Origin of the sequence: Pseudomonas sp. NPDC078700 (genome assembly GCF_044542375.1) — a bacterium.
Lineage (GTDB): Bacteria > Pseudomonadota > Gammaproteobacteria > Pseudomonadales > Pseudomonadaceae > Aquipseudomonas.
Map to the genome: position 1 here is coordinate 50,906 of NZ_JBITUI010000007.1, position 25,983 is coordinate 76,888.

Annotated in this window: 27 protein-coding genes and 2 tRNA genes; 8 read left to right on the plus strand and 21 right to left on the minus strand. The window is 55.2% G+C overall.

Annotated elements, in window-relative coordinates:
• Positions 1-333: 333 nt before the first annotated feature.
• Positions 334-1,521 (plus strand): cyanate transporter, encoded by a 1,188-nt coding sequence (locus ACIGCM_RS20320; RefSeq protein ID WP_397503873.1) that lies wholly within the window; start codon positions 334-336, stop codon positions 1,519-1,521.
• Positions 1,522-1,605: 84 nt separating this feature from the next.
• On the opposite strand, the gene ychF is transcribed toward ACIGCM_RS20320, so the two are convergent.
• The 9 genes from ychF to ACIGCM_RS20365 all read right to left on the minus strand — a co-directional run bounded on the left by ychF (position 1,606) and on the right by ACIGCM_RS20365 (position 8,632).
• On the minus strand, positions 1,606-2,706 hold the full coding sequence (ychF, locus tag ACIGCM_RS20325) for a redox-regulated ATPase YchF (protein ID WP_397503874.1): 1,101 nt from the start codon (positions 2,704-2,706) through the stop codon (positions 1,606-1,608).
• 36 nt (positions 2,707-2,742) lie between these two features.
• The gene (pth, locus tag ACIGCM_RS20330) at positions 2,743-3,327 is read right to left on the minus strand and encodes an aminoacyl-tRNA hydrolase (protein WP_397503875.1); all 585 of its coding nucleotides are present in this window, start codon (positions 3,325-3,327) and stop codon (positions 2,743-2,745) included.
• Between the two features lie 68 nt (positions 3,328-3,395).
• Entirely contained in the window at positions 3,396-4,049 is a 654-nt protein-coding gene (locus tag ACIGCM_RS20335) for a 50S ribosomal protein L25/general stress protein Ctc (RefSeq protein ID WP_397503876.1), read from the minus strand.
• Positions 4,050-4,166: 117 nt separating this feature from the next.
• Complete coding sequence (locus ACIGCM_RS20340; protein WP_087515887.1) at positions 4,167-5,108, minus strand: ribose-phosphate pyrophosphokinase; 942 nt, start codon at positions 5,106-5,108, stop codon at positions 4,167-4,169.
• Between the two features lie 46 nt (positions 5,109-5,154).
• Positions 5,155-5,229 (minus strand) — tRNA-Gln (locus tag ACIGCM_RS20345).
• A 64-nt stretch (positions 5,230-5,293) separates the two neighbouring features.
• Positions 5,294-5,368, minus strand: a tRNA-Gln gene (locus ACIGCM_RS20350).
• A gap of 26 nt (positions 5,369-5,394) precedes the next feature.
• Entirely contained in the window at positions 5,395-6,288 is an 894-nt protein-coding gene (gene ispE / locus ACIGCM_RS20355) for a 4-(cytidine 5'-diphospho)-2-C-methyl-D-erythritol kinase (RefSeq protein WP_397503877.1), read from the minus strand.
• Positions 6,288-6,905 (minus strand): lipoprotein insertase outer membrane protein LolB, encoded by a 618-nt coding sequence (gene lolB, locus ACIGCM_RS20360; RefSeq protein WP_397503878.1) that lies wholly within the window; start codon positions 6,903-6,905, stop codon positions 6,288-6,290. Before lolB ends, ispE begins: the two co-directional genes overlap by 1 nt.
• Positions 6,905-8,632: a tetratricopeptide repeat protein gene (locus ACIGCM_RS20365; protein WP_397503879.1), complete on the minus strand. Its 1,728-nt coding sequence runs from the start codon at positions 8,630-8,632 to the stop codon at positions 6,905-6,907. Before ACIGCM_RS20365 ends, lolB begins: the two co-directional genes overlap by 1 nt.
• A 455-nt stretch (positions 8,633-9,087) precedes the next feature.
• Between ACIGCM_RS20365 and hemA the strand changes: the two genes are divergently transcribed.
• The 6 genes from hemA to ACIGCM_RS20395 all read left to right on the plus strand — a co-directional run bounded on the left by hemA (position 9,088) and on the right by ACIGCM_RS20395 (position 14,529).
• Positions 9,088-10,368: a glutamyl-tRNA reductase gene (hemA, locus tag ACIGCM_RS20370; RefSeq protein ID WP_397503880.1), complete on the plus strand. Its 1,281-nt coding sequence runs from the start codon at positions 9,088-9,090 to the stop codon at positions 10,366-10,368.
• Positions 10,365-11,447, plus strand: a complete 1,083-nt coding sequence (gene prfA / locus ACIGCM_RS20375; RefSeq protein WP_397503881.1) for a peptide chain release factor 1 — start codon at positions 10,365-10,367, stop codon at positions 11,445-11,447. The genes hemA and prfA overlap by 4 nt, the downstream gene beginning before the upstream one ends.
• A gap of 122 nt (positions 11,448-11,569) precedes the next feature.
• The gene (gene prmC, locus ACIGCM_RS20380; protein ID WP_397503882.1) at positions 11,570-12,403 is read left to right on the plus strand and encodes a peptide chain release factor N(5)-glutamine methyltransferase; all 834 of its coding nucleotides are present in this window, start codon (positions 11,570-11,572) and stop codon (positions 12,401-12,403) included.
• Entirely contained in the window at positions 12,396-13,178 is a 783-nt protein-coding gene (locus tag ACIGCM_RS20385; protein WP_397503883.1) for a molybdopterin-synthase adenylyltransferase MoeB, read from the plus strand. Before prmC ends, ACIGCM_RS20385 begins: the two co-directional genes overlap by 8 nt.
• Positions 13,171-13,962, plus strand: a complete 792-nt coding sequence (gene murI, locus ACIGCM_RS20390; RefSeq protein WP_397503884.1) for a glutamate racemase — start codon at positions 13,171-13,173, stop codon at positions 13,960-13,962. The genes ACIGCM_RS20385 and murI overlap by 8 nt, the downstream gene beginning before the upstream one ends.
• A 48-nt stretch (positions 13,963-14,010) precedes the next feature.
• Entirely contained in the window at positions 14,011-14,529 is a 519-nt protein-coding gene (locus ACIGCM_RS20395; RefSeq protein ID WP_397503885.1) for an acyloxyacyl hydrolase, read from the plus strand.
• Positions 14,530-14,735: 206 nt separating this feature from the next.
• Here ACIGCM_RS20395 and ACIGCM_RS20400 read toward each other — a convergent pair whose 3' ends face one another.
• The 12 genes from ACIGCM_RS20400 to ACIGCM_RS20455 form a co-directional block, all read right to left on the minus strand.
• Positions 14,736-15,065, minus strand: a complete 330-nt coding sequence (locus tag ACIGCM_RS20400) for a YkgJ family cysteine cluster protein (RefSeq protein WP_397503886.1) — start codon at positions 15,063-15,065, stop codon at positions 14,736-14,738.
• Between the two features lie 37 nt (positions 15,066-15,102).
• Positions 15,103-15,630, minus strand: a complete 528-nt coding sequence (locus ACIGCM_RS20405) for a DUF2878 domain-containing protein (RefSeq protein WP_397503887.1) — start codon at positions 15,628-15,630, stop codon at positions 15,103-15,105.
• Positions 15,623-16,897 (minus strand): class I SAM-dependent methyltransferase, encoded by a 1,275-nt coding sequence (locus tag ACIGCM_RS20410; RefSeq protein ID WP_397503888.1) that lies wholly within the window; start codon positions 16,895-16,897, stop codon positions 15,623-15,625. The genes ACIGCM_RS20405 and ACIGCM_RS20410 overlap by 8 nt, the downstream gene beginning before the upstream one ends.
• Positions 16,884-17,684, minus strand: coding sequence for a DUF1365 domain-containing protein (locus ACIGCM_RS20415; protein ID WP_397503889.1), 801 nt, complete (start codon positions 17,682-17,684; stop codon positions 16,884-16,886). Before ACIGCM_RS20415 ends, ACIGCM_RS20410 begins: the two co-directional genes overlap by 14 nt.
• The gene (locus tag ACIGCM_RS20420) at positions 17,684-18,931 is read right to left on the minus strand and encodes an NAD(P)/FAD-dependent oxidoreductase (RefSeq protein ID WP_397503890.1); all 1,248 of its coding nucleotides are present in this window, start codon (positions 18,929-18,931) and stop codon (positions 17,684-17,686) included. Before ACIGCM_RS20420 ends, ACIGCM_RS20415 begins: the two co-directional genes overlap by 1 nt.
• Before the next feature lie 9 nt (positions 18,932-18,940).
• Positions 18,941-19,696: an SDR family NAD(P)-dependent oxidoreductase gene (locus ACIGCM_RS20425; RefSeq protein ID WP_397503891.1), complete on the minus strand. Its 756-nt coding sequence runs from the start codon at positions 19,694-19,696 to the stop codon at positions 18,941-18,943.
• Positions 19,693-20,118 carry a nuclear transport factor 2 family protein gene (locus ACIGCM_RS20430; RefSeq protein WP_397503892.1) on the minus strand — a complete coding sequence of 142 codons (426 nt, stop codon included), beginning with the start codon at positions 20,116-20,118 and terminating at the stop codon, positions 19,693-19,695. Before ACIGCM_RS20430 ends, ACIGCM_RS20425 begins: the two co-directional genes overlap by 4 nt.
• A complete protein-coding gene (gene phrB, locus ACIGCM_RS20435; RefSeq protein WP_397504062.1) occupies positions 20,115-21,554 on the minus strand; it encodes a deoxyribodipyrimidine photo-lyase in 1,440 nt (479 codons plus the stop codon). The genes ACIGCM_RS20430 and phrB overlap by 4 nt, the downstream gene beginning before the upstream one ends.
• Before the next feature lie 2 nt (positions 21,555-21,556).
• Positions 21,557-22,510, minus strand: coding sequence for a MerR family transcriptional regulator (locus ACIGCM_RS20440; RefSeq protein WP_397503893.1), 954 nt, complete (start codon positions 22,508-22,510; stop codon positions 21,557-21,559).
• Positions 22,507-23,469: a YbgA family protein gene (locus ACIGCM_RS20445; protein WP_397503894.1), complete on the minus strand. Its 963-nt coding sequence runs from the start codon at positions 23,467-23,469 to the stop codon at positions 22,507-22,509. Before ACIGCM_RS20445 ends, ACIGCM_RS20440 begins: the two co-directional genes overlap by 4 nt.
• Positions 23,470-23,599: 130 nt before the next feature.
• Entirely contained in the window at positions 23,600-23,815 is a 216-nt protein-coding gene (locus tag ACIGCM_RS20450) for a TIGR02450 family Trp-rich protein (protein WP_397504063.1), read from the minus strand.
• 19 nt (positions 23,816-23,834) lie between these two features.
• Complete coding sequence (locus tag ACIGCM_RS20455) at positions 23,835-24,827, minus strand: NAD(P)/FAD-dependent oxidoreductase (protein ID WP_397503895.1); 993 nt, start codon at positions 24,825-24,827, stop codon at positions 23,835-23,837.
• A 246-nt stretch (positions 24,828-25,073) separates the two neighbouring features.
• Here ACIGCM_RS20455 and ACIGCM_RS20460 point away from each other — a divergent pair, with 246 nt between their 5' ends.
• Positions 25,074-25,979: a TIGR01777 family oxidoreductase gene (locus ACIGCM_RS20460; RefSeq protein ID WP_397503896.1), complete on the plus strand. Its 906-nt coding sequence runs from the start codon at positions 25,074-25,076 to the stop codon at positions 25,977-25,979.
• Positions 25,980-25,983 lie beyond the last annotated feature (4 nt).

Here is a 25,983-nt window from a genome sequence, read left to right on the forward strand (position 1 = left end):
GTTTTGATAAAATTATTGCGTTTGATCAAGTGCTTACGCGCAATGCGGGGCGCAAGGTGGTTGCTGGGGAGGATTTGCTGGCCACTGCAAAACGCTTGTTTTATAAAACCTGTCTAAGTCGTCAACTTTGTGCGACGTGCGTGGCACAATACTCAAATCGTAAATTATCCTCTCTTGAGCTCAGGTTCTGTCTCGGCGCAGTAGCGTATTCGCAGTTCAGCAATAGTGGTTGAGCCACTGGTTGTGCTGTTGAAGTGTTCAAGGGTGGCGTTTGGTTTAGTGGGCCTGCGTCTGTGCGGTGTATCCGCCGGGTGTGGTGCTGGAGTGTTTTGTATGCGAGTTAAGGTTCTTGGTTGGTTGGTGCTGATTGCCCTTGGGCTCAATCTAAGGCCAATTCTCACGTCGATTAGTCCGTTGCTGGATGACATTCGTCTAAGCACTGCCATGAGCTTTCAGGGGGCGGCGCTGCTGACGACGCTGCCGGTGATTTGCATCGGCCTGGTGGCGTTGTGTGGTGCATGGGTTGAGGCGCGATTAGGTGAGGGCAAGGGCATCACGCTTGGCTTGCTGTGTATCTTGTTGGCGTGTTTGGCGCGTGGGTTTGTAAATGACAGCACGTTGTTATTGGCCACGGCATTGTTGGGTGGTATTGGTGTTGCGCTGATTCAGGTGCTGGTGCCAGGCATGATCAAGCGTCAGTTCGTCGGCTGGGTAGCGCTGGCGATGGGTGTGTATTCGGCATCCCTGATGGGCGGGGGAGGTTTGGCTGCGTTGCTCAGCCCGCATTTAGCCCATGCGTTCGGGCATTGGCAGGGCGGACTCTGGGTTTGGCTGTTGCCGGCGCTTCTGGCTGGCTTGTTGTGGCTAAAAATGCCGTGGCATAACGCGCATCCGCACGCGCAAAAACTATCGTTCAAAACCTTTATGACCAATCGCCGGGCCTGGCTTTTGGCGGTGTATTTTGGCTTTTGTAACTGGGGCTTTATGACTGTGGTGGCATGGCTGCCTGCTTATTATCAGCAGTTGGGATGGAGCCAGCAGACCAGTGGTGCCTTGTTGGCGTGGATGACGATCTTTCAGGTGGCGGCGGCTTTGATCATGCCGGTTCTGGCGCATCGCATGAAGGATCGACGGCCGTTGCTGGTTATCAGTCTATGCGCGCAAGCGCTGGGCTTTGCCGGGCTGCTGTGGGCACCGCTAGGTGCGTCGGCAGTTTGGGTGGGCTTGATTGGTTTTGGCTTGGGCTCCTGCTTTGTGCTGTGCTTGATACTCAGTCTTGATCACTTGCATGAGCCGAGGGCCGCAGGGCAGTTGGTGGCGTTTGTGCAGGGCTTTGGCTTTTTGATCAACGCCATTGCGCCGTCACTGGGTGGTTGGCTGCGTGAGTTCAGTGGCTCTTTCCACAGCACATGGTTGGTGATGCTGGTTAGTTTGTTGTTGATGTTGGGGTTGACATTACGCTTTAGCCCGGCAAGCTATGTGCGGATTAATCAGCGGGAGACAGGTGCTAAGGATCACTAGCCTTAATCGTGCATGTTTTCGTCGGCCAATAAAAAGCCCCCGTCTCACAAGGTGAGTAACGGGGGCTGCTTTGGCGGACGTGGGTTACACGTTAAAACGGAAGTGCATTACGTCGCCGTCTTTAACGATGTATTCCTTGCCTTCCAAACGCCATTTACCGGCTTCTTTAGCGCCTGCTTCGCCCTTGTATTGGATGAAGTCGTTGTAGGCGATAACTTCAGCGCGGATGAAGCCTTTTTCGAAGTCGGTGTGAATGGCTGCAGCGGATTGCGGGGCTGTAGCACCCACGCGAACTGTCCATGCACGTACTTCTTTAACACCTGCGGTGAAGTAAGTTTGCAGGTTTAGCAGCTCGTAGCCCGCACGGATTACGCGGTTCAGGCCAGGCTCATCAAAGCCGAGCGATTCAAGGAACATGTCCTTGTCTTCGCCGTCGTCAAGCTCGGCGATTTCAGCCTCAATCTTGTTGCAAACCGGAACCACGATGGCGCCTTCGGCGTCGGCGATGGCTTGAACAATATCGAGCAGCGGGTTGTTCTCGAAACCGTCTTCAGCGACGTTAGCGATGTACATAACCGGTTTGCTGGTCAGCAGGTGGAAGCCACGGACCAATTGCTTCTCGTCATCGCCCAGATCTTTGAGCAAGGTGCGTGCTGGCTTGCCTTCGGTGAAGTGCGGGATGAGTTTTTCCAGCAGGGCTTTTTGTGCCACGGCGTCTTTGTCGCCGCCCTTGGCGTTGCGCGTGGTCTTCTGCAGTTGCTTCTCGCAGCTGTCGAGGTCGGCGAAGATCAACTCAAGGTCGATAATCTCGATGTCGCGCTTTGGATCAACGCTGTTCGATACGTGAATGACGTTGTCATCTTCGAAGCAACGTACCACGTGGGCGATGGCGTGAGTTTCACGGATGTTAGCCAGAAACTTGTTGCCCAGGCCTTCACCTTTCGATGCGCCAGCAACCAAGCCTGCGATGTCGACGAACTCCATGGTGGTTGGAATCACGCGCTCAGGCTTGACGATTTCGGCCAAGGCGTCCAGGCGCGGGTCCGGCATCGGTACGATGCCCGTGTTCGGCTCGATGGTGCAGAAGGGGAAGTTCTCCGCAGCGATACCGGATTTGGTCAGGGCGTTGAACAAGGTTGACTTGCCGACGTTCGGCAGGCCGACGATGCCGCAATTGAATCCCATGGTGTTTTCCTCGCGCAGATAATGTCGAAAATTAAGTTAGGCTTTTTGGCTGTGCAGCTTTTGCATCGCTTTGTTCCATTCTCCAGCGAGCATCTCTGGAAGTACGCCTAGGGAGAAGTCGATGCTGGTATCGAGCAGTTCTTGTTCGCTGCGTGGGGCGCGGCCTAGAACGTAATTAGACACCATACTGCTGTGGCCGGGGTGGCCAATACCAAGGCGCAAGCGGTAAAAGTTATTCTGATTGCCCAGCTGCGCGATGATGTCGCGCAAGCCGTTATGCCCGCCGTGCCCGCCACCCTGTTTGAGTTTGGCGACGCCGGGGGGCATATCCAGTTCGTCGTGAGCCACAAGAATCGCTTCAGCAGGGATGCGAAAGAAATTCGCCAGCGCTGCCACGGCTTGGCCGCTGCGATTCATAAATGTAGTGGGTATCAATAAACGAACATCGCGCCCTTGATGGCTGAATTTGCCAGTCAGGCCAAAATACTTGCGATCAACACTGAGGTTGACGCGCTGGCTGTCTGCCAGTCTTTCAACGAAAAGGGCCCCGGCATTATGCCGAGTCTGGTCGTATTCAGGGCCTGGGTTACCAAGGCCAACGATCAGTTGTACGGCAGTCATACTGGGACCCTTTATCGAAAACAGCTCAGGCGCGTAGGCGACTGAGCTGTTGAGCTGCGAAGCGGGTGTTACTCAGCTTCTGGAGCGTCAGCTGCTGGAGCTGCTGGAGCTTCAGGTGCGTCAACTTCAAGATCTTCTGCTTTAGTAACACGTGGCATGTGGGCGTTTGCCACAGCCAGGTCGCTGTCGTGAGCCAGAGCAACCAGTTCAACGCCTTTTGGCAGAGTCAGGTCAGACAAGTGGATAGTCTGGCCAACTTCAACCTTGGCCATATCGACTTCGATGAACTCAGGCAGGTTACGTGGCAGAACGCTGATTTCTACTTCAGTAGCGGTGTGAGAGATCTCGCCGCCTTGCTTCTTAACAGCTACTGCTTTGTCTTCGTTGATGAAGTGCAGTGGAACCGAAGTGGTCAGTTTCTGGCCAGCAACAACGCGGATGAAGTCAGCGTGCAGAACGAAACCCTTCGAAGGGTGGCGCTGCAGAGCTTTGATCAGTACGTTTTCTTTGGCGCCGTCTACAGACACAGACAGGATGTGGCTGAACGAAGCTTCGTTTTCCAGCAGCTTGGCGAAATCTTTAGCAACCAGGCTGATGGATTGCGGAGCCTTGTCGCCACCGTAGATTACGGCTGGAACCAGGCTGGCGTTACGACGCAGGCGGCGGCTCGCACCTTTCCCCAGGTCTGAACGCGCTTGTGCGTCGATGTTAAAATCAGTCATTTCGTTTCTCCAAAATAACCTTTCCACCCGTTACGCTTGCGACCAGCGACGGGGCGGTTAGGTAAAAAAGCCCCGCATAGGGCGGGGCGCATTTCGCTCAGGGCAATGGGTTCCGAATTAACGGAACATCGCGCTGATCGATTCTTCGTTGCTGATGCGGCGAACCGCTTCGGCGACAATCGGGCCAATATCGAGCTGGCGAATACGCGAGCACGATTGTGCGGCAGCAGACAGTGGGATGGTGTTAGTCACCACCAGCTCGTCCAGTACCGAATTCTCAAGGTTCTCGATTGCGCGACCCGACAGTACGGCGTGGGTGGCGTAAGCGAAAACTTTGGCAGCGCCGTGTTCTTTCAGTGCTTTGGCACCGTGGCACAAAGTGCCAGCGGTATCGACCATGTCGTCAACCAGAATGCACGTGCGGCCTTCCACGTCACCGATGATGTGCATCACCTCTGAGTGGTTGGCTTTTTCGCGGCGCTTATCGATGATCGCCAGATCAACACCCAGTGACTTGGCTACAGCACGCGCACGCACTACACCGCCAATGTCAGGGGAGACGATCATCAGATTTTCGAAGCGTTGATCTTCAATGTCATCCACCAATACTGGGGAGCCGTAGATGTTATCTACCGGAATATCGAAGAAACCTTGAATCTGGTCAGCGTGCAGGTCGACGGTGAGAACACGGTCAATGCCTACAACGGTGAGCATGTCAGCCACTACTTTGGCGCTGATTGCAACGCGAGCGGAACGCGGACGGCGATCCTGGCGTGCATAGCCAAAATAAGGGATAACAGCAGTGATTCGGGTCGCTGATGAGCGGCGGAAGGCATCAGCCATCACAACCAGTTCCATCAGGTTATCGTTTGTTGGCGCGCACGTCGGCTGGATCAGGAATACGTCTTTACCACGAACGTTTTCGTTGATCTCAATGCTGATTTCGCCGTCGGAGAATTTACCGACAGAGGCATCGCCGAGGGGGATGTGCAGCTGGCGTACAATACGCCGCGCCAGATCGGGGTTAGCATTCCCCGTAAAGACCATCATCTTGGACACGCGCAGTACCTACCGGCTGAGGGTATACCTGGATGAGTATAGAAATTGGCAGGGGCGGCTGGATTCGAACCAACGCATGGCAGGATCAAAACCTGCTGCCTTACCGCTTGGCGACGCCCCTGTATCGTATTTCATTGCTGATGCTCGTAGCTTGATCCAGACATTAAAGCCTATTAAGGCGTTAATGGCAGGGGCGGCTGGATTCGAACCAACGCATGGCAGGATCAAAACCTGCTGCCTTACCGCTTGGCGACGCCCCTATCTGGTGTAACTCACTACTTTGCATCTACTTCCTGTCCAATTCCTGAAGCGCTCGGTGCAACATCGAGATGTTACGACCTTGTGCAACAAAACTTGGCAAAGTGGCTGGAAGTTGGCGGGCGACTTTACCAGCATCGACCTCATTTGGGAAGCTCCCAAATATACAAGCTCCAGTGCCGGTTAATCTTGCTGGAACAAATTTGTTCAACAAGATCAGAGCGTTACGTACTTCTGGATAACGCTTTTCTACAACCGGCTGGCAGTCATTTCGACCGCCCCCCTCAAGAAGGCTGCGAACTTTAATGGGCGGCGTATCGCGTGTCAACTCGGCGTCGGAGAAAATTTCTACTGTGGGTACAAGTACTTGCGGTATTGCCACAAGAAACCAGGGCTCAGGAAGCTCTACTGGCGTCAGTTTTTCACCCACGCCCTCGGCAAAAGCAGCATGCCCACGAACGAACACCGGAACGTCTGCACCCAGCGTCAAACCTATGCTTGCGAGGGTGTCGAGGTCGCAGTTCAGTTGCCACAAATGGTTGAGGCCGAGCAGGGTGGTGGCTGCATCAGAGCTACCGCCGCCAATGCCGCCGCCCATCGGTAAATGTTTATCCAGCCAGATATCGGCACCTAGGGCGCAATCAGCATGTTTCTGCAGCATGCGCGCGGCACGCACGATCAGGTTGCTGTCGTGAGGTACGCCGGGAATGTCAGTGCGCAGGTGAATTTCACCATCCGTGCGCGGCGCAAAGCTCAGTTCATCGCCGAAATCGAGAAATTGAAACAGGGTTTGCAGCTCGTGATAGCCGTCGGCGCGGCGGCCAAGGATATGCAGCATCAAGTTGAGCTTGGCCGGGGCGGGCAGGGTCAGCCGTGCGCCACTGTTGTCAGAGGCAGCAGTGGCGGGGTGTTGCGCTGGCATTATTGGCCCAGCTGGCGAGGCTGCCAGTCCTTGACCACGATGGTGACTTGCAGGTCTTGGCCGTGCAGCTTGATACGCTCGGGGAGCCAGTAACCATTTTGTTCAACATAGCTGAGGTATTCGACCTTCCAGCCATCTTGATTCAACTGCGACAGGTGGCTTTCGGTGTCCAGTGTCAGCTCGCTCTTGGTATCTGGAGCTGGAAGGCCGCGAATCCACCAAAGCAGGTGCGAGACAGGCAAGTTCATGCGCAACTGCTGTTGCAACAGCGCTTCGGGGGATTCGGCTTTAAAGCGGCCTTTGTTGGCAACCTCAAGCAATACTTCGCCCGGGCGACCGGTCAAGCGTGCAGCACCACCGCCCAGTGGGCCGGACAGGCGGATGTCAAAGTAGTCCTGGCGTTGCAGCCAGAACAAGGTCGCGCTACCTGAGTCCTTTGGTGCACGGATGCCGATCTTGCCGCTGATTTGCCAGGCATCCAAAGCGGTTAGCTGCTCTTTATGAGCTTGCCAGGCCGCTGGGTCGCCCTTGCCTTCAATGGATTCATGCGAGATTAAACCGGCACAGCCGGTCAGCATCACGAGTAGGCTGCATACAATAAGGTGGCGCAAACGCATTAGGGTTTCTCTGCTCCTGTCAGGCGCTTGATGGTGCTGCGCAGGACTTCACTGTCGGGTTGTTTTTGCAAAGCATCTGCCCAGACCTTGCGGGCTTCGCTTTGATTGCCCTGGGCCCAAAGTACTTCGCCAAGGTGGGCGGCGACTTCGTGGTCGGGGAAATCTGCGAGTGCTTTACGCAGGAAGCCTTCGGCTTCATCCAGCTTGCCAAGGCGGTAATTGACCCAGCCCTTGCTGTCGAGAATCGCCGGGTCATTCGGGCTCAAGCGGTAAGCCTTGTCGATCAGCTGGTCGGCTTCTTGGTAGCGGGTGGTGCGGTCAGCCAGGGTGTAACCCAGGGCATTTAGCGCCATGGTGTTTTCTGGGTCTCGCTCCAAAATAAAGCGCAGATCGGTTTCCAGCTGCTCAAGATCGCCCCGGTCTTCGGCGAGCATCGCGCGGGTGTACAGCAGGTTAAGGTCGTCCGGAAATTCCTTGAGGCCTTGCTGGATCAGCTGCCATGCCTGTTCTTCCTGTTTCTTGCCGGCAAGTGCTTCGGCTTCAATCAGGTACAGTTGGATCGCATAATCAGGCTCGGCACCGCGTGCTCTGCTGAGTTTGGCCGAGGCCTCGCTGATGCGGTCGCTGGCGAAGAGTATCTCGGTCTGGCGCGCTTGAGCAGGCAGGTAGTCATTGCCGGGGCCAACCAAACCATACTCGATCAAGGCGCTGTCGGGTTCATCAAGCTCTTCATAGGCGCGGGCGAGGTTGTAGTGGGCCGCGTCAACATGGCTGCCGCGCTCAATGAGTTGTTCTAGGTAAACAATGGCCTCTTTCCACGCCTCGGACTCCAGGCAGACCAAGGCCAGCGAGAAACGCAGGTCGTCGTCTTCGGGAAACTGTTGCACCAGTGATGAGAACTCACCCTTGGCATCTTCCATGCGGCCTTGTTCAACCAAGGTCCGGGCATAGGTCAGGCGCAAACGCTTGTCGTCAGGGTGCTTGCTGATGCCATCCTCAAGCAATGGCAGGGCTTCATCACCACGCTGCAAACTGGTGAGCAGACGGGCCTGGAGCAGCAGTGGCGCGACATCATCGGTTTTGGCTGGATGGCTTTCGAGCAGCTCAAGGGCTTCTTCAGAGCGACCGTCTTCCTGCATAAGCAGGGCTTTGCCAAAGATTAACTGGCCATTTTCTGGATACTTAGCCAGCAGGCGGTCAAAGCTTTGCAGCAGCCCTGCGCGTGAATCCGGATCGGTTTCAGCCGCAGACAAGGCTAAAAAGTCAAAATGCGTATCGCCTTGGCGTTGCAGGACTTTCTCCATATAAGTCATGGATTCGTCGTACTGGCCGGCGCGCGCCAGTTGCACGGCTGCAGCGCGTTGCGCCTCAATGGAGTTGGGGGCGTTTTTCGCCCAGATCAACGAGGTGTCCAAGGCCGATTGGTCTGCGCCTAGGTACTCGGCGATACGGAAACCACGCTCAGCAACGCCTGCATCCTGGGTAGCGTTGGCTTGCTGCACGTAATTGCCTAGAGCAATGTCGAAACGATTGCGTTGGCCTGCCATTTCAGCAGTGAGCAGGGCCAGCAAGGTGTCTTTGCTGAACGAGCCATACACCTCGGGCTGTGCGGCTTGCTCAGTTGCGGTCGCGTCCTCAACCGGAGGCGAGCTGTCAGTTGAGGTATCAATGGTTTGGCAGCCACCCAAAAAAGCCATGGCTGTCAGTAGCGCTAAAGATCTATTCATAGAGACGAGACGGCTAACCTGCGGTCGGAGCATCATGACATAAGCCATTGGGCAAACCCATGGGGCGATTAGTTCGGGCAATTTAAGCAGCCCTTATATTGCATGATGCTGGGTTAAAGCTGAGCAATGAACAACAGTGCAGTGTAAATATTTTACGAAATACATTTAAATTTATCGGTTTTCTGGCCTTGGCCATCAATCACTACAGCCTTTAAGGCTTCGCTGAAAACGGTAGCAAGCGAAGGCGCTAAAAGGCAACAAATGCCAAAAAGCCGAGCTTGTGAGCTGTAAATGAGCATCTTCAACCGCTTTTTAACGCCGGATTCCCTCGCCCAGTGGCATGCTGACGGCGGATAAATTCTGCTTCATATGATGTGACAATAACCAGCGGTGGTTGTTCTCAAACGGTCGAAGTAGGACAATTGCCGGCTTATTTCATCTGTCAGCGACCATGCATGGCCTTTATTGCCCTCGGTATTAACCACAAAACTGCCTCGGTAGACGTTCGCGAGCGCGTGGCGTTCACGCCAGAGCAGTTGGTTGAGGCATTGCAGCTATTGTGCAGGGATACGGCTAGCCGCGAAGCCGCGATCTTGTCGACCTGTAATCGCAGCGAACTTTACATCGAACAAGACAGCCTCACCTCCGAGGCCGTTCTGCAGTGGCTGGCCAAATACCATAATTTGAACTTCGAAGACCTGCGTGCGTGCGCCTATATTCATGAAGATGATGCGGCAGTTCGTCACATGATGCGTGTGGCCTCAGGCCTCGATTCAATGGTGTTGGGCGAGCCACAGATTCTCGGGCAAATGAAGTCAGCTTTTGCTGTGGCCCGTGAAGCGGGCACCATGGGGCCGTTACTGGGGCGTCTGTTTCAGGCAACCTTTAGCACGGCCAAGCAGGTCCGCACCGATACCACCATTGGTGAAAACCCTGTGTCGGTGGCATTTGCTGCGGTCAGCCTGGCCAAACAGATCTTCAGTGACCTCAATCGCAGCCAGGCATTGCTTATTGGTGCGGGGGAAACCATCAGTCTGGTGGCCCGCCACCTGCACGACCAAGGGGTTAAGCGGATTGTCGTTGCCAACCGCACCTTGGAGCGTGCCAGCACCTTGGCCGAACAGTTTGGTGCCCATGCTGTGTTGCTTTCGGATATTCCACAGGAGCTGGCCAAGAGCGACATCGTCATCAGTTCGACCGCGAGCCAGTTGCCGATTTTGGGCAAAGGCGCGGTAGAAAGCGCGCTGAAGCAGCGTAAACACAAACCGATTTTTATGGTCGATATCGCCGTCCCGCGGGATATTGAGCCAGAAGTCGGGGAGCTTGATGATGTTTACCTGTATACAGTTGATGACCTGCATGAAGTCATCGCGGAAAATCTTAAAAGTCGTCAAGGCGCAGCAGAGGCGGCGGAAGAGCTGGTTTCGGTCGGTGCAGATGACTTTATGCAGCGCCTGCGTGAGCTGGCCGCAGTTGATGTGCTTAAAGCCTATCGCCAGCAGGCCGAACGTCTGCGCGACGAAGAGCTAGCCAAGGCTCAGCGTATGCTCAGCAATGGCGCAAGCGCTGAAGATGTCTTGGCGCAACTGGCGCGTGGTCTCACCAATAAACTGCTGCATGCGCCAAGCGTGCAGATGAAGAAACTGTCTGCTGACGGGCGCATTGATGCGCTGGCTGTGGCACAAGAACTTTTTGCCCTCGACGAGGGCGCGTCACCCAACAAAGGCATGCAATGAAACCTTCGCTGCTCAATAAACTTGATTTGATGCAGGACCGCTTTGAGGAACTGACGGCGTTGCTTGGCGATGCCGAAGTGATCAGCAATCAGACGCAATTTCGGGCCTATTCCAAGGAATATGCCGAGATCGAGCCGGTAAATGCTACCTTCACTGAGTACCGCAAGGTGCTGGCTGATCTCGAAAGCGCCCAGGCACTGTTGAAAGACAGCGACCCGGACATGCGCGAGATGGCTGAGGAAGAAGTTGCTGAGGCCAAAGAGCAATTGATCAAGCTCGAAGGTGACCTGCAGCGCATGTTGTTGCCTAAAGACCCTAACGATGACCGCAACGTCTTCCTCGAAGTGCGTGCGGGCACCGGTGGTGATGAAGCGGCTATTTTCTCCGGCGACCTGTTTCGCATGTATTCGCGCTATGCGGAGCGTCGTGGCTGGCGGGTTGAGATTCTCTCGGCCAACGAGGGCGAGCACGGCGGCTATAAAGAGGTTATTGCCCGTATCGAAGGTGATAACGTTTACAGCAAGCTCAAGTTTGAGTCCGGTGCTCACCGTGTACAGCGTGTGCCAGAAACTGAATCCCAGGGCCGCGTACATACCTCGGCCTGTACCGTTGCCGTTCTGCCCGAGCCGGACGAGCAAGCTGAGATCAACATCAACCCGGCGGATTTGCGCGTTGATACCTATCGCTCCTCCGGTGCCGGTGGTCAGCACGTAAACACCACCGACTCGGCCATCCGTATTACACACATCCCGACCGGTACTGTGGTTGAGTGTCAGGAAGAGCGTTCGCAGCACAAGAACCGCGCCAAAGCGATGGCCTGGTTGGGTGCCAAGTTGAAAGACCAGCAGGACGCAGCTGCACACAAAGAGATTTCTGATACCCGCAAGTTGTTGGTCGGCTCGGGTGATCGCTCAGAACGTATTCGTACCTACAACTTTCCACAGGGCCGGGTCACTGATCACCGTATCAACCTGACGCTGTACTCCTTGGCTGAAGTTATGGCGGGTGGCGTCGATGCAGTGATTGAGCCATTGCTCGCCGAATACCAAGCGGATCAGCTAGCGGCGCTTGGCGACTGATTTCGCCCTCAAGATATCCGAGTCTGCAGGCTGCGCTTGCTCTAAGCGCAGCGCCCAAGCATTAACACCTACAGCTCGGCGCGCTACTCTATACCACCACTGCCTAAGCCGACCTCGAACCCATGCCGACGATCCAAGCGATACTCAGCAGCACTGAGCTGCCGGACTCCCCAACTGCCCGGCTGGACCTTGAGTTATTGCTGGCCCACGTCTTGGGTAAATCGCGCAGCTACTTGCACACTTGGGCCGATAAGACCTTGAGCGATGAACAGCTTGAGCAGTTCGCCGCAGCCATCAAGCGTCGTCAAGACGGTGAGCCGGTGGCCTATATTCTCGGCCAGCAAGGCTTCTGGAGTCTTGATCTGGAAGTGGCACCCCATACCCTGATCCCGCGTCCTGACACCGAGTTGCTGGTCGAAACGGCGTTGGAGTTAATCCCCGCAACGCCTGCCAATGTGCTCGACTTAGGCACGGGCACTGGCGCGATCGCTCTGGCCTTGGCGTCTGAGCGTCCGGCGTGGCAGGTGACTGGAGTTGACCGAGTTTCGCAAGCCGTTGCATTGGCGGAACGCAATCGCAATCGTTTAAAGCTGGGGCATGCGCGGTTCTTACTGAGTAACTGGTTTGAAGCTGTCGCGGGCCAGCGTTATCAGCTGATTGTCAGCAACCCGCCGTATATTGCGGCCGATGATCAGCATTTGAGTCAGGGTGATGTGCGCTTTGAGCCGAGCAGTGCGCTGATTGCGGGTGCCGACGGCCTCGACGATATCCGCTTGATCATTGAACAGGCCCCCAATTATCTCAACGCTCAAGGCTGGTTATTGCTTGAACACGGTTACGATCAAGCCGCTGCGGTGTGCCAGCTGTTGAGTGCGCGTGGGTTTAATCAGGTTGAAAGTCGCCGCGATTTAGGCGGTCATCAACGCATCAGTATTGGACGTTTTGATCATGAGTGAACGCGCCGGTTTCTTTGAAGAACTCAGTGACGAGGAGTTGCTGCGCTATAGCCGACAAATTCTGGTTCAGCAGGTTGATGTTGCAGGCCAGCTACGCCTGAAAAATAGTCGTGTATTGATAGTCGGTGTCGGTGGGTTAGGCTCGCCGGCGGCACTTTATCTCGCGGCGGCGGGCGTGGGTGAGCTGCACTTGGCTGACTTCGATACAGTGGACCTGAGCAACTTACAGCGCCAGATCGCACACGACAGTTTGAGTGTCGGGCAAGCCAAGGTTGATTCAGCTGCCGCGCGCCTTAAAGCAATCAATCCGCTGATCAAGTTGCAATTGCTGCGCAGTGCACTTGACCAAGATTCCCTGGACAGTGCGGTGTCCTCAGTCGATCTGGTGCTCGACTGTTCAGATAACTTTGGCACCCGAGAAGCGGTTAACGCTGCCTGCGTTGCAGCCAAGGTTCCGCTGGTCAGTGGTGCTGCCATTCGCCTTGAAGGGCAGTTGTCAGTGTTTGACCCGCGTATTGACTCCAGCCCCTGTTACCACTGCCTGTACGGCCACGGCAGCGAGGCCGAATTAACCTGTAGTGAAGCCGGTGTGGTCGGGCCATTGGTGGGGTTGATCGGCAGCCTTCAGGCGCTTGAGGCATTGAAGCTACTGGCTGGCTTTGGTGAACCAATGATTGGCCGTTTATTGCTGATAGATGCATTGGGTTCACGCTTTCGTGAGTTGCGGGTCAAGCGTGATCCGGGCTGCACCGTCTGCGGTACAGCCCATGAATAACAACGCGCCTGTTGGGGTGTTTGATTCAGGCGTTGGCGGTCTATCGGTTTTGGCTGAGATTCGCCAACGCCTGCCCAATGAGTCGTTACTCTACGTCGCCGATAGTGCCCATGTGCCTTATGGCGAAAAAAGCCCGGAGTTTATACGCCAACGCTGCCGCGAAATTGCTCAGTTCTTGTTGGGGCAAGGGGCCAAGGCGCTGGTGCTTGCCTGTAATACCGCCACGGTTGCCGGTGCTGCTGATTTACGTGAGCTGTACCCGGATTTACCCATCGTGGGCATGGAGCCAGCGGTTAAACCTGCAGCGGCGACTACCCGCTCAGGTGTGGTGGGTGTGCTGGCAACCACCGGCACGCTGAAGAGTGCCAAGTTTGCCGCGTTGCTTGATCGCTTTGCGGGTGATGTGCGCGTAGTGACCCAGCCATGCCCCGGTTTGGTCGAGCAGATCGAAGCGGGTGACCTTAATGGCCCGGTCACTCGCGCCTTGCTCGAGCGTTATGTTCAGCCGTTACTGGCCGCAGGCTGTGACACGCTGATATTGGGCTGCACCCATTACCCGTTCATCAAACCCCTGCTTCGCCAGATGGTCCCGGCAGACATAAGTCTCATTGATACCGGAGCCGCAGTTGCCAAACAATTGCAGCGTTTATTGGCCGAGCGCAATTTACTTGCATGGCCATCTGATGTTAAACAGCATTTCTGGTGCAGCGCGGATCCGCAAAAAATGCAGTCTGTGTTGCCCGCTCTTGGGCTGGATAACGCTGAGGTGATGGCGTTCAAATAAAAATATGCAGACCTAGTGAATAGGACTCACGATAAATTAGGACGGGGTATGAAAAAAACTATCTCTTTAGTGGTCGCAGCACTTGCTGCATTGGGAGGAGTTAGCAGTTCGGTTCAAGCTGCAGACCTTAGTTTTTCAGTTGGACAAACCAGTGATTCAACCGCAACTTACCGTTTTGGTGCCCAGTTTGATTTCGACAGAAGTTGGCTGCAAAGCGATGTAGGCCGCTTAACCGGTTACTGGGATGGGGCATACACCTATTGGCAGGGTGATGAGACTTCAAGTAATCACAGCATCTCGTTTGCGCCTGTATTTGTATATGAGTTTGCCGGTGAAAACCTGCGGCCCTATGTCGAGGCGGGGATTGGCGTTGCATTCTTCTCCAGCACTGAAATTGAAAATAACGACCTCGGTACTTCATTCCAGTTCGAAGACCGTATTGGTGCTGGTGTGCGTTTCTCCGGGCAAGAAGTTGGTATCAGGGCCATTCACTATTCCAACGCCGGGATCAAGAATCCCAACGACGGGGTGGAGTCCTATGCGCTGCATTACCGCTTGAGCTTCTAGGCTGCACGACTGCTGTTCAGTGAAGAAAGCGCTGCGATTGTGTAGATCAATCGCAGCGCTTTTTTTCGACGATGAGGCGGGTGGAAGACGCTTATATATTCACCATTTTGAGGCGAAAAACATTTGCGCTGCCTGCCTGAGGCCTTGGTCGTTGCAGGGCTGAAAACCTCGCAGTGTCTGCCCCGCAACCGACGTGCTCACAACATTCAACGATAGATAGTCGCCATGCCGCGGCGTTCTTCAATGCACTCCGGCGAGCCCATTTCAAACTCCCGGCAGATGAGTGGGCGCTTCTCGTAGATGCTGCAACGCATGGTGTCGCGGTCCAGTGCTGCGCACCAGCCGTCATCCAGGCGCAACATTACTTCACCGCCCCAATCGTCAGTGCTGATATAGCGCTCGGGAACGCCGGTGTCAGTGATCAACATGACTTCCAGCTGACAACAGCAGGCTGCACAATTTGAGCAAGCTACCGCTTCAGGCTCTGGCGTTTGCTGCGCCAGTGGGGTCAACGGGATTCGGATGGGGTCGGTCATGGCCGCCAGTGTACGCCAGCCAGATGCTTTTGGTGGCTTAAGCCGATCGACGTGCTCGCAAGCTCTGTTCGTATTGCGCGCGATAGAGCTTGGCAAACGCATGCAGCAGCGGCATTACTGCGGCCCAGATCAGCGCCAGAAGCAGCAGGGTCGGCGCTGTTCCTAAGGGCATGCGTACATCGGCAATCTGCGCGCCGGCGTAGTACGACAGGGGCCCCGCAACTGCGCCCAGCAGGCTGGCGCGCCACCAGGGTTTGGCCGTCCAGGCCAAGCAGTGATTCAGGGTGCTGGCGAGTAACAGCCAAAGCAGCGCCAGCCACAGCGGGATTAACGTGCGGGGTTCGGCAAATTCAAAAACACCGATATTCAGTAAAAAGCTGTCGAGTGCGCTGCCTGCACAGAAAACACTGATCAACAGTTTGCCTTCTGCGGCCCAACTGCTGGTCCAGAAAAAATGAACCGCCACTATGCCCGCCACTATGACCAACCAGGCGCTGTCACCGGTGAATACGCAGATCAACCAGCCAAGCTGAAAGAGTAGGGCGTTGGCGATCAATTTAGGCATTAAAGCGTCCAAGTAAGGGGGCGGGGTGTGCGGCAGGTTTCGCCAGAAGCAATTGTGCGGTGCCAATGGTGCGCTCGATAAAGCCGCCCTCGCAATAGCACAGGTAAAACTCCCACATACGGTAGAAGTATTGGTCGTAGCCGAGCTTTTCCAGGTTGTGTCGTGCCTGATGCAGGTTTTCATGCCACAGGCGCAGTGTACGAGCGTAGTGCAGGCCGAAATCTTCCATGTGATGCAGGTTCATATCAGTCTTGCTGGTAATGATATCGAGCATCTTGCTGATTGAGGGCAACGCGCCGCCCGGAAAAATGTAACGTTGAATGAAATCGACGCTGTTTTTAGCTTGCTCGTAGCGTTGATCGCGAATGGTGATGGCTTGCAGCAGCATCAGGCCATTGGGCTGGAGCAGCTGGGCACACTGCTGAAAGTAGTCGCTGAGAAAGCGGTGACCAACAGCCTCGATCATTTCAATCGAGACCAGTTTGTCATAGCTGCCTTGCAGGTCACGGTAATCCTTGAGCAGCAAGGTGATGCGGTCCTGTAAACCTTGCTCCTCAATACGCCGTTGGGCATAGTCGAACTGTTCTTTTGACAGCGTCGTGGTGGTGACTTTGCAGCCGTAATTGACCGCCGCGTAGATCGCCATGCTGCCCCAACCTGTACCAATTTCGAGCAGGTGATCCTGTGGTTGCAGGTTGAGCTTTTGGCAAATTCGCTCCAGCTTATTGAGTTGCGCTTGTTCAAGGCTGTCATCGTTGCTTGCGAATTGCGCTGCTGAATACATCATGGTCGAGTCTAGGAACTGCTCGAACATCTCGTTGCCGATATCGTAGTGGGCCGCAATATTCTTGCGCGAGCCCTTGCGGGTATTGCTATTGAGCCAATGTAGCCCCTGAACGAGCGGCCGACTCAAGCGTGCAAGGCCAGTCTCCATGGCATCAAGCGTATCAAGATTGGTGACGAACACCCGCACCACCGCAGTCAGGTCTGGGCTGCTCCAGTGGCCGAGGATATATGCCTCGCCAGCGCCGATAGAACCACTGCTGGCAACCATGCCCCAGACAGCGCTGTCATTGACATTTATTTCGGCTCGAATGCTGGCGTGTGGATCACCGAACTCAAGGCGCTGAGTACCTTCAGTAATCGTCAGGAAACCATGACTTAAACCTCGAAGCTGACGTATTACGCCGCGTCGCAGCAGGCCTGCACCCAGGCCGTTGCCCATCTTCAATGCGCTCTTGGAGGAACTGAGGCTAGAGCTTTTCATGGGAGGAATCCTTCGATTGCGGGCGGGCAACGCTGAACGCATCAGTCGCCGCTTCATGGTTGAATAACGGGGTTCGTTTAATCAGCAGGCGCAGCGCCTGCCAATAAATGGCAACGACCGTTTTGCCGGTCATCCAAGGGAAGCGCAGTAAGTAGCTGTGCAGGCTTTTACGGTTAAGTTCGCTGCGTGTCAGGCTAAGGCTCGCATCAAACAGTTTTTCTGGGCCTTGCCAGTCCGCCATGTGAATACCCAGTCGTTCACCGGCCGGGCTAAATGCCATTTGGTATTCGATATCTCGCGGCAAAAAAGGCGATACATGAAATGCCTTGTTCACCCATACGTGTTGATGGGCGCTGTCACTGGCGGGTACTACGTAGTGATAACGTTCGTGCCACGGTGTATTACTGACTTCACAAAGAATCGCGAGCAGCTTGCCGTCACGGTCGTGGCAATAAAAAAAGCTGGCGGGATTGAAGGCCACTCCCCAACTTCGTGGTTGAGCAAGCAGGCAGATTGATCCATCTGGCAACTGCCCGATGGCTTGCTGTACACGCAATCGTACGGCATCAATCAAGCGGATTCCCGCGTGGGTGAACCGCGGTAAAAAGTCGCTTTCGCGAAATGCAAAAGGCGCAAATCGGCTACGCCCCGCGAGGCGTGACAAGCCCAGAACCTGTTCTTGTTCATCGAGGTCCAGGTAGAGAAACCCCATCCGATAATTAAAATCGTGCTTTTTCGGGGCAAAGCGCCGGTGCTGCACCGTACCGCTGTAGAGCGCGCTATTCATCACAAGGCCTCGCCGAAGTCGCGGGCGACGCGCAAGGCGCTGACTACACCGTCTTCATGGAAGCCGTTGGCCCAGTAAGCGCCACAGAAATAACTATGGTTAGTGCCCAGAAGTTCTTTATGACGAGCTTGTGCAGCCACGCCGTCGAGGCTGTATTGCGGGTGGGAATAGCTGTACCGAGCAAGGATTTTACTTGGCTCAATCAGTGGTGTTTGGTTGAGGCTGACGCAGAAAGTGGTATCGCTTTGCAAGCCTTGCAAGATATTCATGTTGTAACTCAGCGCTGCTGGTTGTTCAGCAGGGCCGCCCAAGCGGTAGTTCCAACTGGCCCAGGCGAGCGGCCGCTGAGGTAGCAGGCGGGTGTCCGTGTGGAGCACCACATCGTTGGCTGCGTAGCGCAGTGCACCAAGGATTTGCTGCTCTTGCGCGCTCGGCTGGGCAAGCAGTTTTAACGCCTGGTCGCTGTGGCAGGCGAAGATAACCTTATCGAAACGTTCAACGCCGCTGGCGCTGTGGATGTCTACGCCCTGTGCATCGCGTTCTACTCGCTGCACAGGGCAGTTGAGGCGGATATGTTGTTGGAATGATTCTGTCAGCGGTTTTATATAACAGACAGAGCCGCCTTCAATTACGCACCACTGTGGGCGGTTGCTGACGGAAAGTAGGCCATGGTTCTTGAAGAAACGAAGAAAGAACTGCAGAGGAAAATCGAGTGTGTCTTGCAGCGACATTGACCATATTGCTGCGCCCATCGGCACAATGTAGTGCTCGGTGAAACGGCTGCTGTAGCCGCCCGCTGTGAGGTAATCACCGAGTGTCATGCTGGGGTGGATTCGTTGGTTATTGAGGTCGTCGATGGCCTCGCGATTGAATCGCAGGATATCGCGGACCATGGCCCAGAACTTAGGCGAAATTAAATTGCTGCGTTGAGCAAACAGGGTATTTAAGGTGTTGCCGTTGTACTCGGTGCCACTGTTCGGGTCGCTAACCGAAAAACTCATCTGCGTGGGTTTGTATGCCACGCCTAACTTATCAAGCAAGCGAATAAAGTTGGGGTAGGTCCAGTCATTGAACACAATAAATCCAGTATCAATTGCATGCCGTTCGCCTGCGACTTCCACCTCAACCGTATGGGTATGGCCGCCTATCCAGTCAGCCGCCTCAAAGACGCGTATTTGATGGTTGCGGTTTAATAAATAGGCGCTGGTGAGCCCTGAAATACCACTGCCGATAATGGCAATTTTCATGTTCGATCCTTAGCGCTGAGTACGAGCCATGCGCCTGCCAATGGCAACCTGCAGGGCTTTGGGGGCATTGGCGATTAATCGCAGGCAGGTGATGAATAACCATGGGAAAGCAATTTCAAATGGGCGCTTGTCGAGGCGCTTGACGATGTGCTGCGCGGCGGTTTCGACGGATACCCGCATCGGCATTGGAAAGTCGTTGTTGCGCGTCAGTGGTGTGTCAACAAAACCAGGGCTGACCAGCGTTACATCAATGCCCTCATGGGCCAGATCAAGTCGCAGTGACTCAAGCAGGTAGCGCACCGCCGCTTTTGACGCACCATAGGCTTCAGCACGTGGCAGCGCTAAATAAGTAACTGAACTGGCCACTGCCACCAAGTGCGGGCTTTGGCTTTTACGCAGCAAGGGCAGGGCCGCTTCAAGGCAGTAACTGGTGGCGAATAGATTGGTTTTAATTACACGTTCGATCAGCGTGGTATCAAACTCGGTGGCATCGAGGTATTCGCAGGTGCCAGCGTTGAGAATTGCCGTATCGAGCCAGCCCCATGTCGAGCTGATGCGCTTAGCAATTTCCTTCACCTTGTAAGGGTCACTAAGATCGCCGGCAAGCACCAATACCTGGCGCGGATAACGTTCTGCCAGAAGCTGCAATGGTTCGATCGAGCGAGCGCTGAGTGCAACGCGATGACCCTTTTTGAGCAGTAACTCTGCAAGCTCGGCACCAATGCCACTGCTGGCACCGGTAACCCAATAGCGTCGTTCGTTCATCCTGCTAACCTGCCTTTGAGCCAGGTGATTACCCGGCCCATCACCGGCAGATGCTCGTAAAGCAAACTGCCTGCATCAAAGTAGTCGCGATGCTGATAAACCTTGCTGTTCCATAGCAGATGGGAGCAGCCATCAACATAAATCAAGTTGCCACCGGCCAGGCGCGGGTGGCGATAGCTCATGGTCCAGAGCAGGTAACCTTCTCCGTTAGCAACTTGATCAAATCCATGAAAGTCGAAGTTCAAATCGCTGACGTTTTCATACAGCTGGGCAAAATAGCGCTCTATGTTTTGCAGGCCATGGATTTTATGCAGAGGGTCTTGAAAAACGGCGTCAGCGCTGTACAGGCCTTTAAGGCGATCAAGATTGTGTTTGTTGAGCGTTGCAAAGTCGCGGGCGAAGTTGCGCAGGAAATCACTCATGCAGAGGGCTCCTCAACTGTCTTGGGCAAGTCTCTGAAGGCGTTGATCGCCCGTTCGCGGCTGCTTTTCAAATCAACCATCGGGCTTGGGTAATCAGTGGTCGCAAACAGACCTCCAAGCGCTGATGGGTCATGGATTTCTTTGTTGCTCAGCCCGTCCAACTCCGGCAGCCAATGGCGAATAAAGCGCCCATCCGGGTCGAAACGCTGTGACTGGCTGATGGGGTTGAAAATCCGGAAGTAGGGCGCTGCATCGGTACCGGTTGAAGCGCTCCATTGCCAGCCGCCGTTATTCGCTGCAAGGTCGCCATCAATCAGATGACGCATAAAGAAGGCTTCGCCTTCACGCCAGTCGATCAGCAGGTTTTTAGTCAGGAACATGGCCACCACCATGCGTAGCCGGTTGTGCATCCAGCCGGTGCTGAGTAGCTGACGGATCGCCGCGTCGATGATCGGAATACCGCTCCGACCCTGCTGCCAGGCCTCCAGCTCAGCGGGGGCGCGGCGCCATTTCAATGCATCGGTTTCAACTCGGAATGCGCGGTGCTTGGACACCCGCGGATACCCGACCAAAATGTGCTTGTAGAACTCACGCCAAAGCAGCTCGTTAACCCACGTCATCGCTCCGGCATTACCGCTGTCGAACTCGCCGCGATTAAACGCCAAAGCGGCATGCAAACACTGACGTGGCGAAACAACCCCGGCCGCCAGGTATGCAGACAATTGGCTGGTGCCGGGCTTGCACGGGATATCACGGTCAGTTTGATAGTCAGCAATAGGCTCTTCAGCAAATGCAGCCAGGCGGCGCATGGCTTCGTCTTCGCCTGCTGGCCAAAGCCGTTGCAGCGCTTTGCTGGGGGGGGCGAACGGCTCAACGTGCGCGGGCACGCTATCGGCGTTGATCGCCAATGGGGTCTGCGCCGCAGGCTTGGCCACGCGCTGTGGAATTTGCTCGTGCAGGCGCTGATAGCAGATCTTGCGGAACTGGCTGTAAACCTGAAAGTAGGTGCCGGTTTTAGTCAGCACGCTGCCCGGTTGAAAAAACAGCTGATCAAGCTGGCTCTGCAGGCTTACCCCTTGGGTCTCCAGGGTTTGTGCTACCTGATCGTCGCGCAGGGTTTCATTGACGCCGTATTCCTGGTTCAAATGCACTTGGGCAATATCGAGTTCTTGGCACAGCTTGGCGATCACTTCAGCTGCTTGATCCCAGTAGTCTGCGTTGCGAATCAGCAACGGCACATTCAGTTTGCCCAGCTCGCGACTCAGCTCTGTAAGGTTGCGCAGCCAGAAATCGACTTTGCAGGGCGCATCGTCATGCGCTTGCCATTGCCCGGGGCTCAGGAGAAAAACGGCAACTGTTGGGCCGTTGGCCATTGCAGCAGCAAAAGCGGTGTTGTCATGCACCCTGAGATCGGTGCGGAACCACATCAGCTGCAACATCATGCGTCCTCCAGCAGGCGTTGATCGGCCAGTACTTGCATGGCGACAACGGGGTCAATGGCGATTCTCAGGTTGCGGTGCTGGGCCAGTAGAGGCTGCAACTCAGACTGATGAATAGTCACCGTAGGGCCCGTGATCAGCAGGGTGCCGGCATAGCTCTGTAGCAACGTCGACAATTGACTGAGATTCAGTGGCTGGGACGAATACAGCAGTACTGCTGGTGGCTGAAGATGCTCTATCGCCATGCTTAACTCGACCTGCGGCACTGGCCAGTCAAATACCTCAACCGCAGACTCCGCGCTGCTTGCCAGCCAGGCGCAGAGCCACAGCCCTGGTGCCATCGGTAAGTCGGAGCAATTGATCATCAACAATCGACTGCCTTGCTGTTGACGGTTGTTGTGATAAACCCGGGCACCGAGTTTGCTGCGCAGCCATGAGTGGAAAAACACCTGCTCAAGTCGAGCGCCAAACTGGCCACGCCAGCGTTGTTCCAGCTCGGCAAGTAGCGGTAGCAGAAGTTGTTTGCACAGCACCTGCGGCGGGTATATGGCCAGCTCGCTATTTAATATGTCGTCAAGGCGGCGCTCAGCCAAAGTGCTGATTGCCTCAAGTAGCTGATGGCACTTGTGTGCCCACTGCGAGTCAGCCCATTGTTCGCCAGCAATGGCGAGCACTGGTGCTACGCCGTCGATCAGGTCCTTGACTTGGCTGACCGGCACGCCTCGGTTTATCCACAGCAGAATCGCTTGAATCTGGCTGATGTGCTGCTCGCTGTACAGACGGTGACCTTTGGCGGTGCGCTGCGGCACGATCAAACCGTAGCGGCGCTCCCAGGCGCGCAACGTCACCGGGTTAACCCCAGTGATGCGTGCAACATCACGTATGGGCCGAAAACCATCGGCGAGCGCAACTTGGTACTCGCTGTCGTCGGGTGTTTCGCTAGCTGGGTTCATAGGGCATTTCGCAGGCTGAGGTTTTCCGGGTGCGGCTGCAGGTAAACCTGTTGATTAATGTAGTGGTCGGGGTGCATCCGAAAGTGATGTTTGAGCAGCGTTAGGGGTACCACCAGAGGCACGACGCCCTGACGGTACTGGCTGATCAGCGATTGCATTTCCTGCTTCTCTTCAGCGCTCAGCCATTGCTTGAGATAACCACTGATGTGCTGCAGCACATTGCTGTGGGTGCCCCGAGTTGCGCAGCTTTTCAGGGCTTGCATTAATTGGCTGAAATAGTCTTGGGCCAAGGTTTCCAAGTCATGCTGGCGAAGGTTTCCGAGCAGGCGGCCAAGGGATTTGTACTGTGCCGGGTGGGTTGCCATCAGCAGGTATTTGTAGCGCGAGTGGTAGTCGATCAAGCCCTTGCGGGTCAGGCCTGCTTGCAGCACTTGTTGCCAGTCGGCATAGGCAAACACGCGACTGAGGAAGTTCTCACGCAGTACCGGATCATTCAGGCGGCCTGCTTCTTCGACCGGGAGGTCTGGATGTCGGGCGATAAATTCAGCAGCAAATATACCGGTGCCTTTGGGTTCACTAGGGCGTCCATTCTCTTGGTATACCTTGACCCGGTGCAGCCCGCACGAAGGTGACTGCTGCATCAGAATGTAGCCACAAATGTCCGTTAGTTCCTCAGCAACCTGCTGACCATAAGCCGTCAGGCGTTCGGTTACGTCGTTGGCTCGGTTAACTGTGCCCACAGCTCTTGGTGCGTCTGGATCGCCAATCAGTCGTATCGGTTCGCGCGGCGTGCCCAAGCCAATGGCGACTTCAGGGCAAATTGTGACGAATTCAAAGTAATCACCCAGGGTCTGGCTGCACAGGCGTGACTCTTTATGGCCGCCGTTGTAGCGCACGAGTTCGCCCAGCAGACAAGCGCTGATAGCCATTTTGGGTTTGTGTGTTGCGGCGATAAACATGACGCCCTCGATGATTAGTTGTACAAAAACTATTGCGTGTACAATTTATGTTCATCGTAGGGAATATCTTGTACAAGTCAAATTTTTGTACAAGTTTTTAGGCGCTGTGCGTTTGCGATGTGCCGACGGCCTATTTCCAGCCCATCAGCCAATCCTGTTTGTTCTGCAGAGATTGCCAGGCCATGAGTTCGCTGCGTTTGGTTAATACAGCTTGCAACTCGACCTGCATCACTTGGCCATCCTCATCGCGCAGCAGCTCGGTGACGATAAAGTGCTTTTCACGATTGCGCGGGTTGGCTGCTGTCCATTTCGACAGCAGCAGTTTTTGCGGGTTTATAGGTTGCAGGGTCGTCATATGTGGCGTGTTACTGAAGGTGTTCGAGTAGTTTGCGTGCTGCTTCCTGGCCGCTTAACCACGCGCCCTCAACGCGCCCGGACAAGCACCAGTCGCCACAGGCATACAGGCCCAGGTCAGCATCTGCCAAGGCACCCAGTTGATGCGCGGCTGAGGGCCGCGCATAAAGCCAGCGATGGGCGAGGGTGAAGCGTGGTGCTGGAACTGCGCAGCCGATCAGCTCAGCGAACGCCCCATGTAAATGCTCAATTACCTGCTCCTTGGCGAGGTCGATGTGTTGACGGCTCCACTGGCTGGTTGCATGCAATATCCAGGTATCGTGAGTGTTGTCGCGGCCGGGTTTGCTGGTGCAGCGGGCCAGCCAATCAAGTGCGCTGTCTTGTACAAAACAGCCTTCTACACGGGTGTCTAGTGCCGCTGCGAATGAAAGGGCTACAGCCCAGGTCGGTTCCATCGAAACGCTAGCCGCCGCCGCTGCGAGTTTTGGTGCGGCGGCTAACAGGGTGCTGGCCTGCGGGGCCGGCAAGGCAATCACGACATGGCTGAATGGGCCATGGCTTTGGCCTTCAGCATCTTGCAGGCTCCAATGCTGTTCACCACGAAAAACCTCAGTGATACGGCAATTGAAGTGCACCGGTAGTGCACCCAACATGGCACGGGTTATTGCGCTCATGCGCGGGGAACCCACCCAGCGTATTTGTTCATCTGGAGATGCACTGAGTACGCCACCCTGATAGTTGTACAGGCTTGGCTGCCACTGGCTGGCCCAGCCGCGGGCTTGCCATTGCTGCACCACTTCGACAAAGCGCCGATCACGGGCGGTAAAGTATTGGGCGCCAAGGTCTAGGGCACCGGCGTCGCTGCGTTTGCTGGCCATGCGACCACCGCTGCCACGACTTTTATCGAAAAGCTGGACGGTGTGCCCTGCGCTTTGCAAGGCTTGAGCGGCGGATAGCCCGGCGATTCCTGTGCCGATGATCGCGATGGGAATGCTTGAATTCATGGTCTGCCTCATGTTCTAGAACGTTAGGCTATGCTGTATTCAAAAGCTATACAATGATATTTTTTTGTATAAGATTGTATGGCCTGCAGATGCGCTTTAGCTATAGTTATAAGGTCGCTGTATTCTCTGGCTCTGTGGTTTTGCGACCACTTAGTAAGCTTAGCCACTGTTACTAAAACGCCGCACTCTATGTCAAAAAATAGACTGCAAGATCCGCGTTAAATTGCGTCATGCGAGGAAGATGCCATGCATATTTTGCTGACGGGTGGCACTGGCTTAATCGGTCAGGGCCTATGCCATCACTGGGCTGCCCATGGGCACCAGTTGAGCGTGTGGAGTCGCCGCCCTGAACATGTTAGCGGTATTTGTGGTGCGTCTGTACGCGGTGTGGCAACGCTCGAAGAGCTTAACGGCGAACCTGTTGATGCAGTGATTAATCTGGCTGGTGCGCCCATTGCCGACAAGCCTTGGAATGCTGCGCGAAAAGCGCTGTTGCGCGAAAGCCGGATTGCCCTGACCGAACAATTAGTCTCTTGGTTAACGCAGCGCGAACAAAAGCCCGGTGTATTGATTTCTGGATCTGCTGTTGGTTGGTACGGCGACGGTGCTGATCAAGTGCTGACAGAGCAATCCCCTCGACAAAACGAGGATTTTGCTGCACAGCTTTGTGCGGATTGGGAGCGCGCAGCGCTGCAGGCCGAGCCATTAGGTATTCGTGTGGTACTTGTGCGTACCGGATTGGTGCTGGCGGCTCATGGCGGTATGCTGAAGCGCTTACTGTTGCCGTTCAAACTAGCGCTGGGCGGGCGGATCGGGAGTGGTAAGCAATGGATGCCGTGGGTGCATTTGAGTGATCAAATCGCCTTGATTGATTTTCTCTTGCAGCATCCACATGCCAGCGGTCCTTATAATGCGTGCTCACCGCATCCGGTGCGCAACAGTGAATTTACCAATGAGTTAGGGCATGCAGTCAATCGATTCACATTACTGCCTGTTCCCGGCTTTTTATTACGGGCAGGCTTGGGCGAAATGTCCAGCCTGTTATTGGGCGGCCAACGTGCGCTGCCCAAACGGCTGACTGACGCCGGTTTTGAGTTTCGCTTCACCCATTTGGATGTGGCCTTAACGGATTTATTGAACCCGACGGATTGAGTTC

Excerpts from the sequence above, each read along its gene's own strand:
- ACIGCM_RS20320 (WP_397503873.1), top strand. The coding sequence starts at position 334 with ATGCGAGTTAAGGTTCTTGGTTGGTTGGTGCTGATTGCCCTTGGGCTC.
- ychF (WP_397503874.1), bottom strand. The coding sequence starts at position 2,706 with ATGGGATTCAATTGCGGCATCGTCGGCCTGCCGAACGTCGGCAAGTCA.
- pth (WP_397503875.1), bottom strand. The coding sequence starts at position 3,327 with ATGACTGCCGTACAACTGATCGTTGGCCTTGGTAACCCAGGCCCTGAA.
- ACIGCM_RS20335 (WP_397503876.1), bottom strand. The coding sequence starts at position 4,049 with ATGACTGATTTTAACATCGACGCACAAGCGCGTTCAGACCTGGGGAAA.
- ispE (WP_397503877.1), bottom strand. The coding sequence starts at position 6,288 with ATGCCAGCGCAACACCCCGCCACTGCTGCCTCTGACAACAGTGGCGCA.
- lolB (WP_397503878.1), bottom strand. The coding sequence starts at position 6,905 with ATGCGTTTGCGCCACCTTATTGTATGCAGCCTACTCGTGATGCTGACC.
- ACIGCM_RS20365 (WP_397503879.1), bottom strand. The coding sequence starts at position 8,632 with ATGAATAGATCTTTAGCGCTACTGACAGCCATGGCTTTTTTGGGTGGC.
- hemA (WP_397503880.1), top strand. The coding sequence starts at position 9,088 with ATGGCCTTTATTGCCCTCGGTATTAACCACAAAACTGCCTCGGTAGAC.
- prfA (WP_397503881.1), top strand. The coding sequence starts at position 10,365 with ATGAAACCTTCGCTGCTCAATAAACTTGATTTGATGCAGGACCGCTTT.
- prmC (WP_397503882.1), top strand. The coding sequence starts at position 11,570 with ATGCCGACGATCCAAGCGATACTCAGCAGCACTGAGCTGCCGGACTCC.
- ACIGCM_RS20385 (WP_397503883.1), top strand. The coding sequence starts at position 12,396 with ATGAGTGAACGCGCCGGTTTCTTTGAAGAACTCAGTGACGAGGAGTTG.
- murI (WP_397503884.1), top strand. The coding sequence starts at position 13,171 with ATGAATAACAACGCGCCTGTTGGGGTGTTTGATTCAGGCGTTGGCGGT.
- ACIGCM_RS20395 (WP_397503885.1), top strand. The coding sequence starts at position 14,011 with ATGAAAAAAACTATCTCTTTAGTGGTCGCAGCACTTGCTGCATTGGGA.
- ACIGCM_RS20400 (WP_397503886.1), bottom strand. The coding sequence starts at position 15,065 with ATGACCGACCCCATCCGAATCCCGTTGACCCCACTGGCGCAGCAAACG.
- ACIGCM_RS20405 (WP_397503887.1), bottom strand. The coding sequence starts at position 15,630 with ATGCCTAAATTGATCGCCAACGCCCTACTCTTTCAGCTTGGCTGGTTG.
- ACIGCM_RS20410 (WP_397503888.1), bottom strand. The coding sequence starts at position 16,897 with ATGAAAAGCTCTAGCCTCAGTTCCTCCAAGAGCGCATTGAAGATGGGC.
- ACIGCM_RS20415 (WP_397503889.1), bottom strand. The coding sequence starts at position 17,684 with ATGAATAGCGCGCTCTACAGCGGTACGGTGCAGCACCGGCGCTTTGCC.
- ACIGCM_RS20420 (WP_397503890.1), bottom strand. The coding sequence starts at position 18,931 with ATGAAAATTGCCATTATCGGCAGTGGTATTTCAGGGCTCACCAGCGCC.
- ACIGCM_RS20425 (WP_397503891.1), bottom strand. The coding sequence starts at position 19,696 with ATGAACGAACGACGCTATTGGGTTACCGGTGCCAGCAGTGGCATTGGT.
- ACIGCM_RS20430 (WP_397503892.1), bottom strand. The coding sequence starts at position 20,118 with ATGAGTGATTTCCTGCGCAACTTCGCCCGCGACTTTGCAACGCTCAAC.
- ACIGCM_RS20440 (WP_397503893.1), bottom strand. The coding sequence starts at position 22,510 with ATGAACCCAGCTAGCGAAACACCCGACGACAGCGAGTACCAAGTTGCG.
- ACIGCM_RS20445 (WP_397503894.1), bottom strand. The coding sequence starts at position 23,469 with ATGTTTATCGCCGCAACACACAAACCCAAAATGGCTATCAGCGCTTGT.
- ACIGCM_RS20455 (WP_397503895.1), bottom strand. The coding sequence starts at position 24,827 with ATGAATTCAAGCATTCCCATCGCGATCATCGGCACAGGAATCGCCGGG.
- ACIGCM_RS20460 (WP_397503896.1), top strand. The coding sequence starts at position 25,074 with ATGCATATTTTGCTGACGGGTGGCACTGGCTTAATCGGTCAGGGCCTA.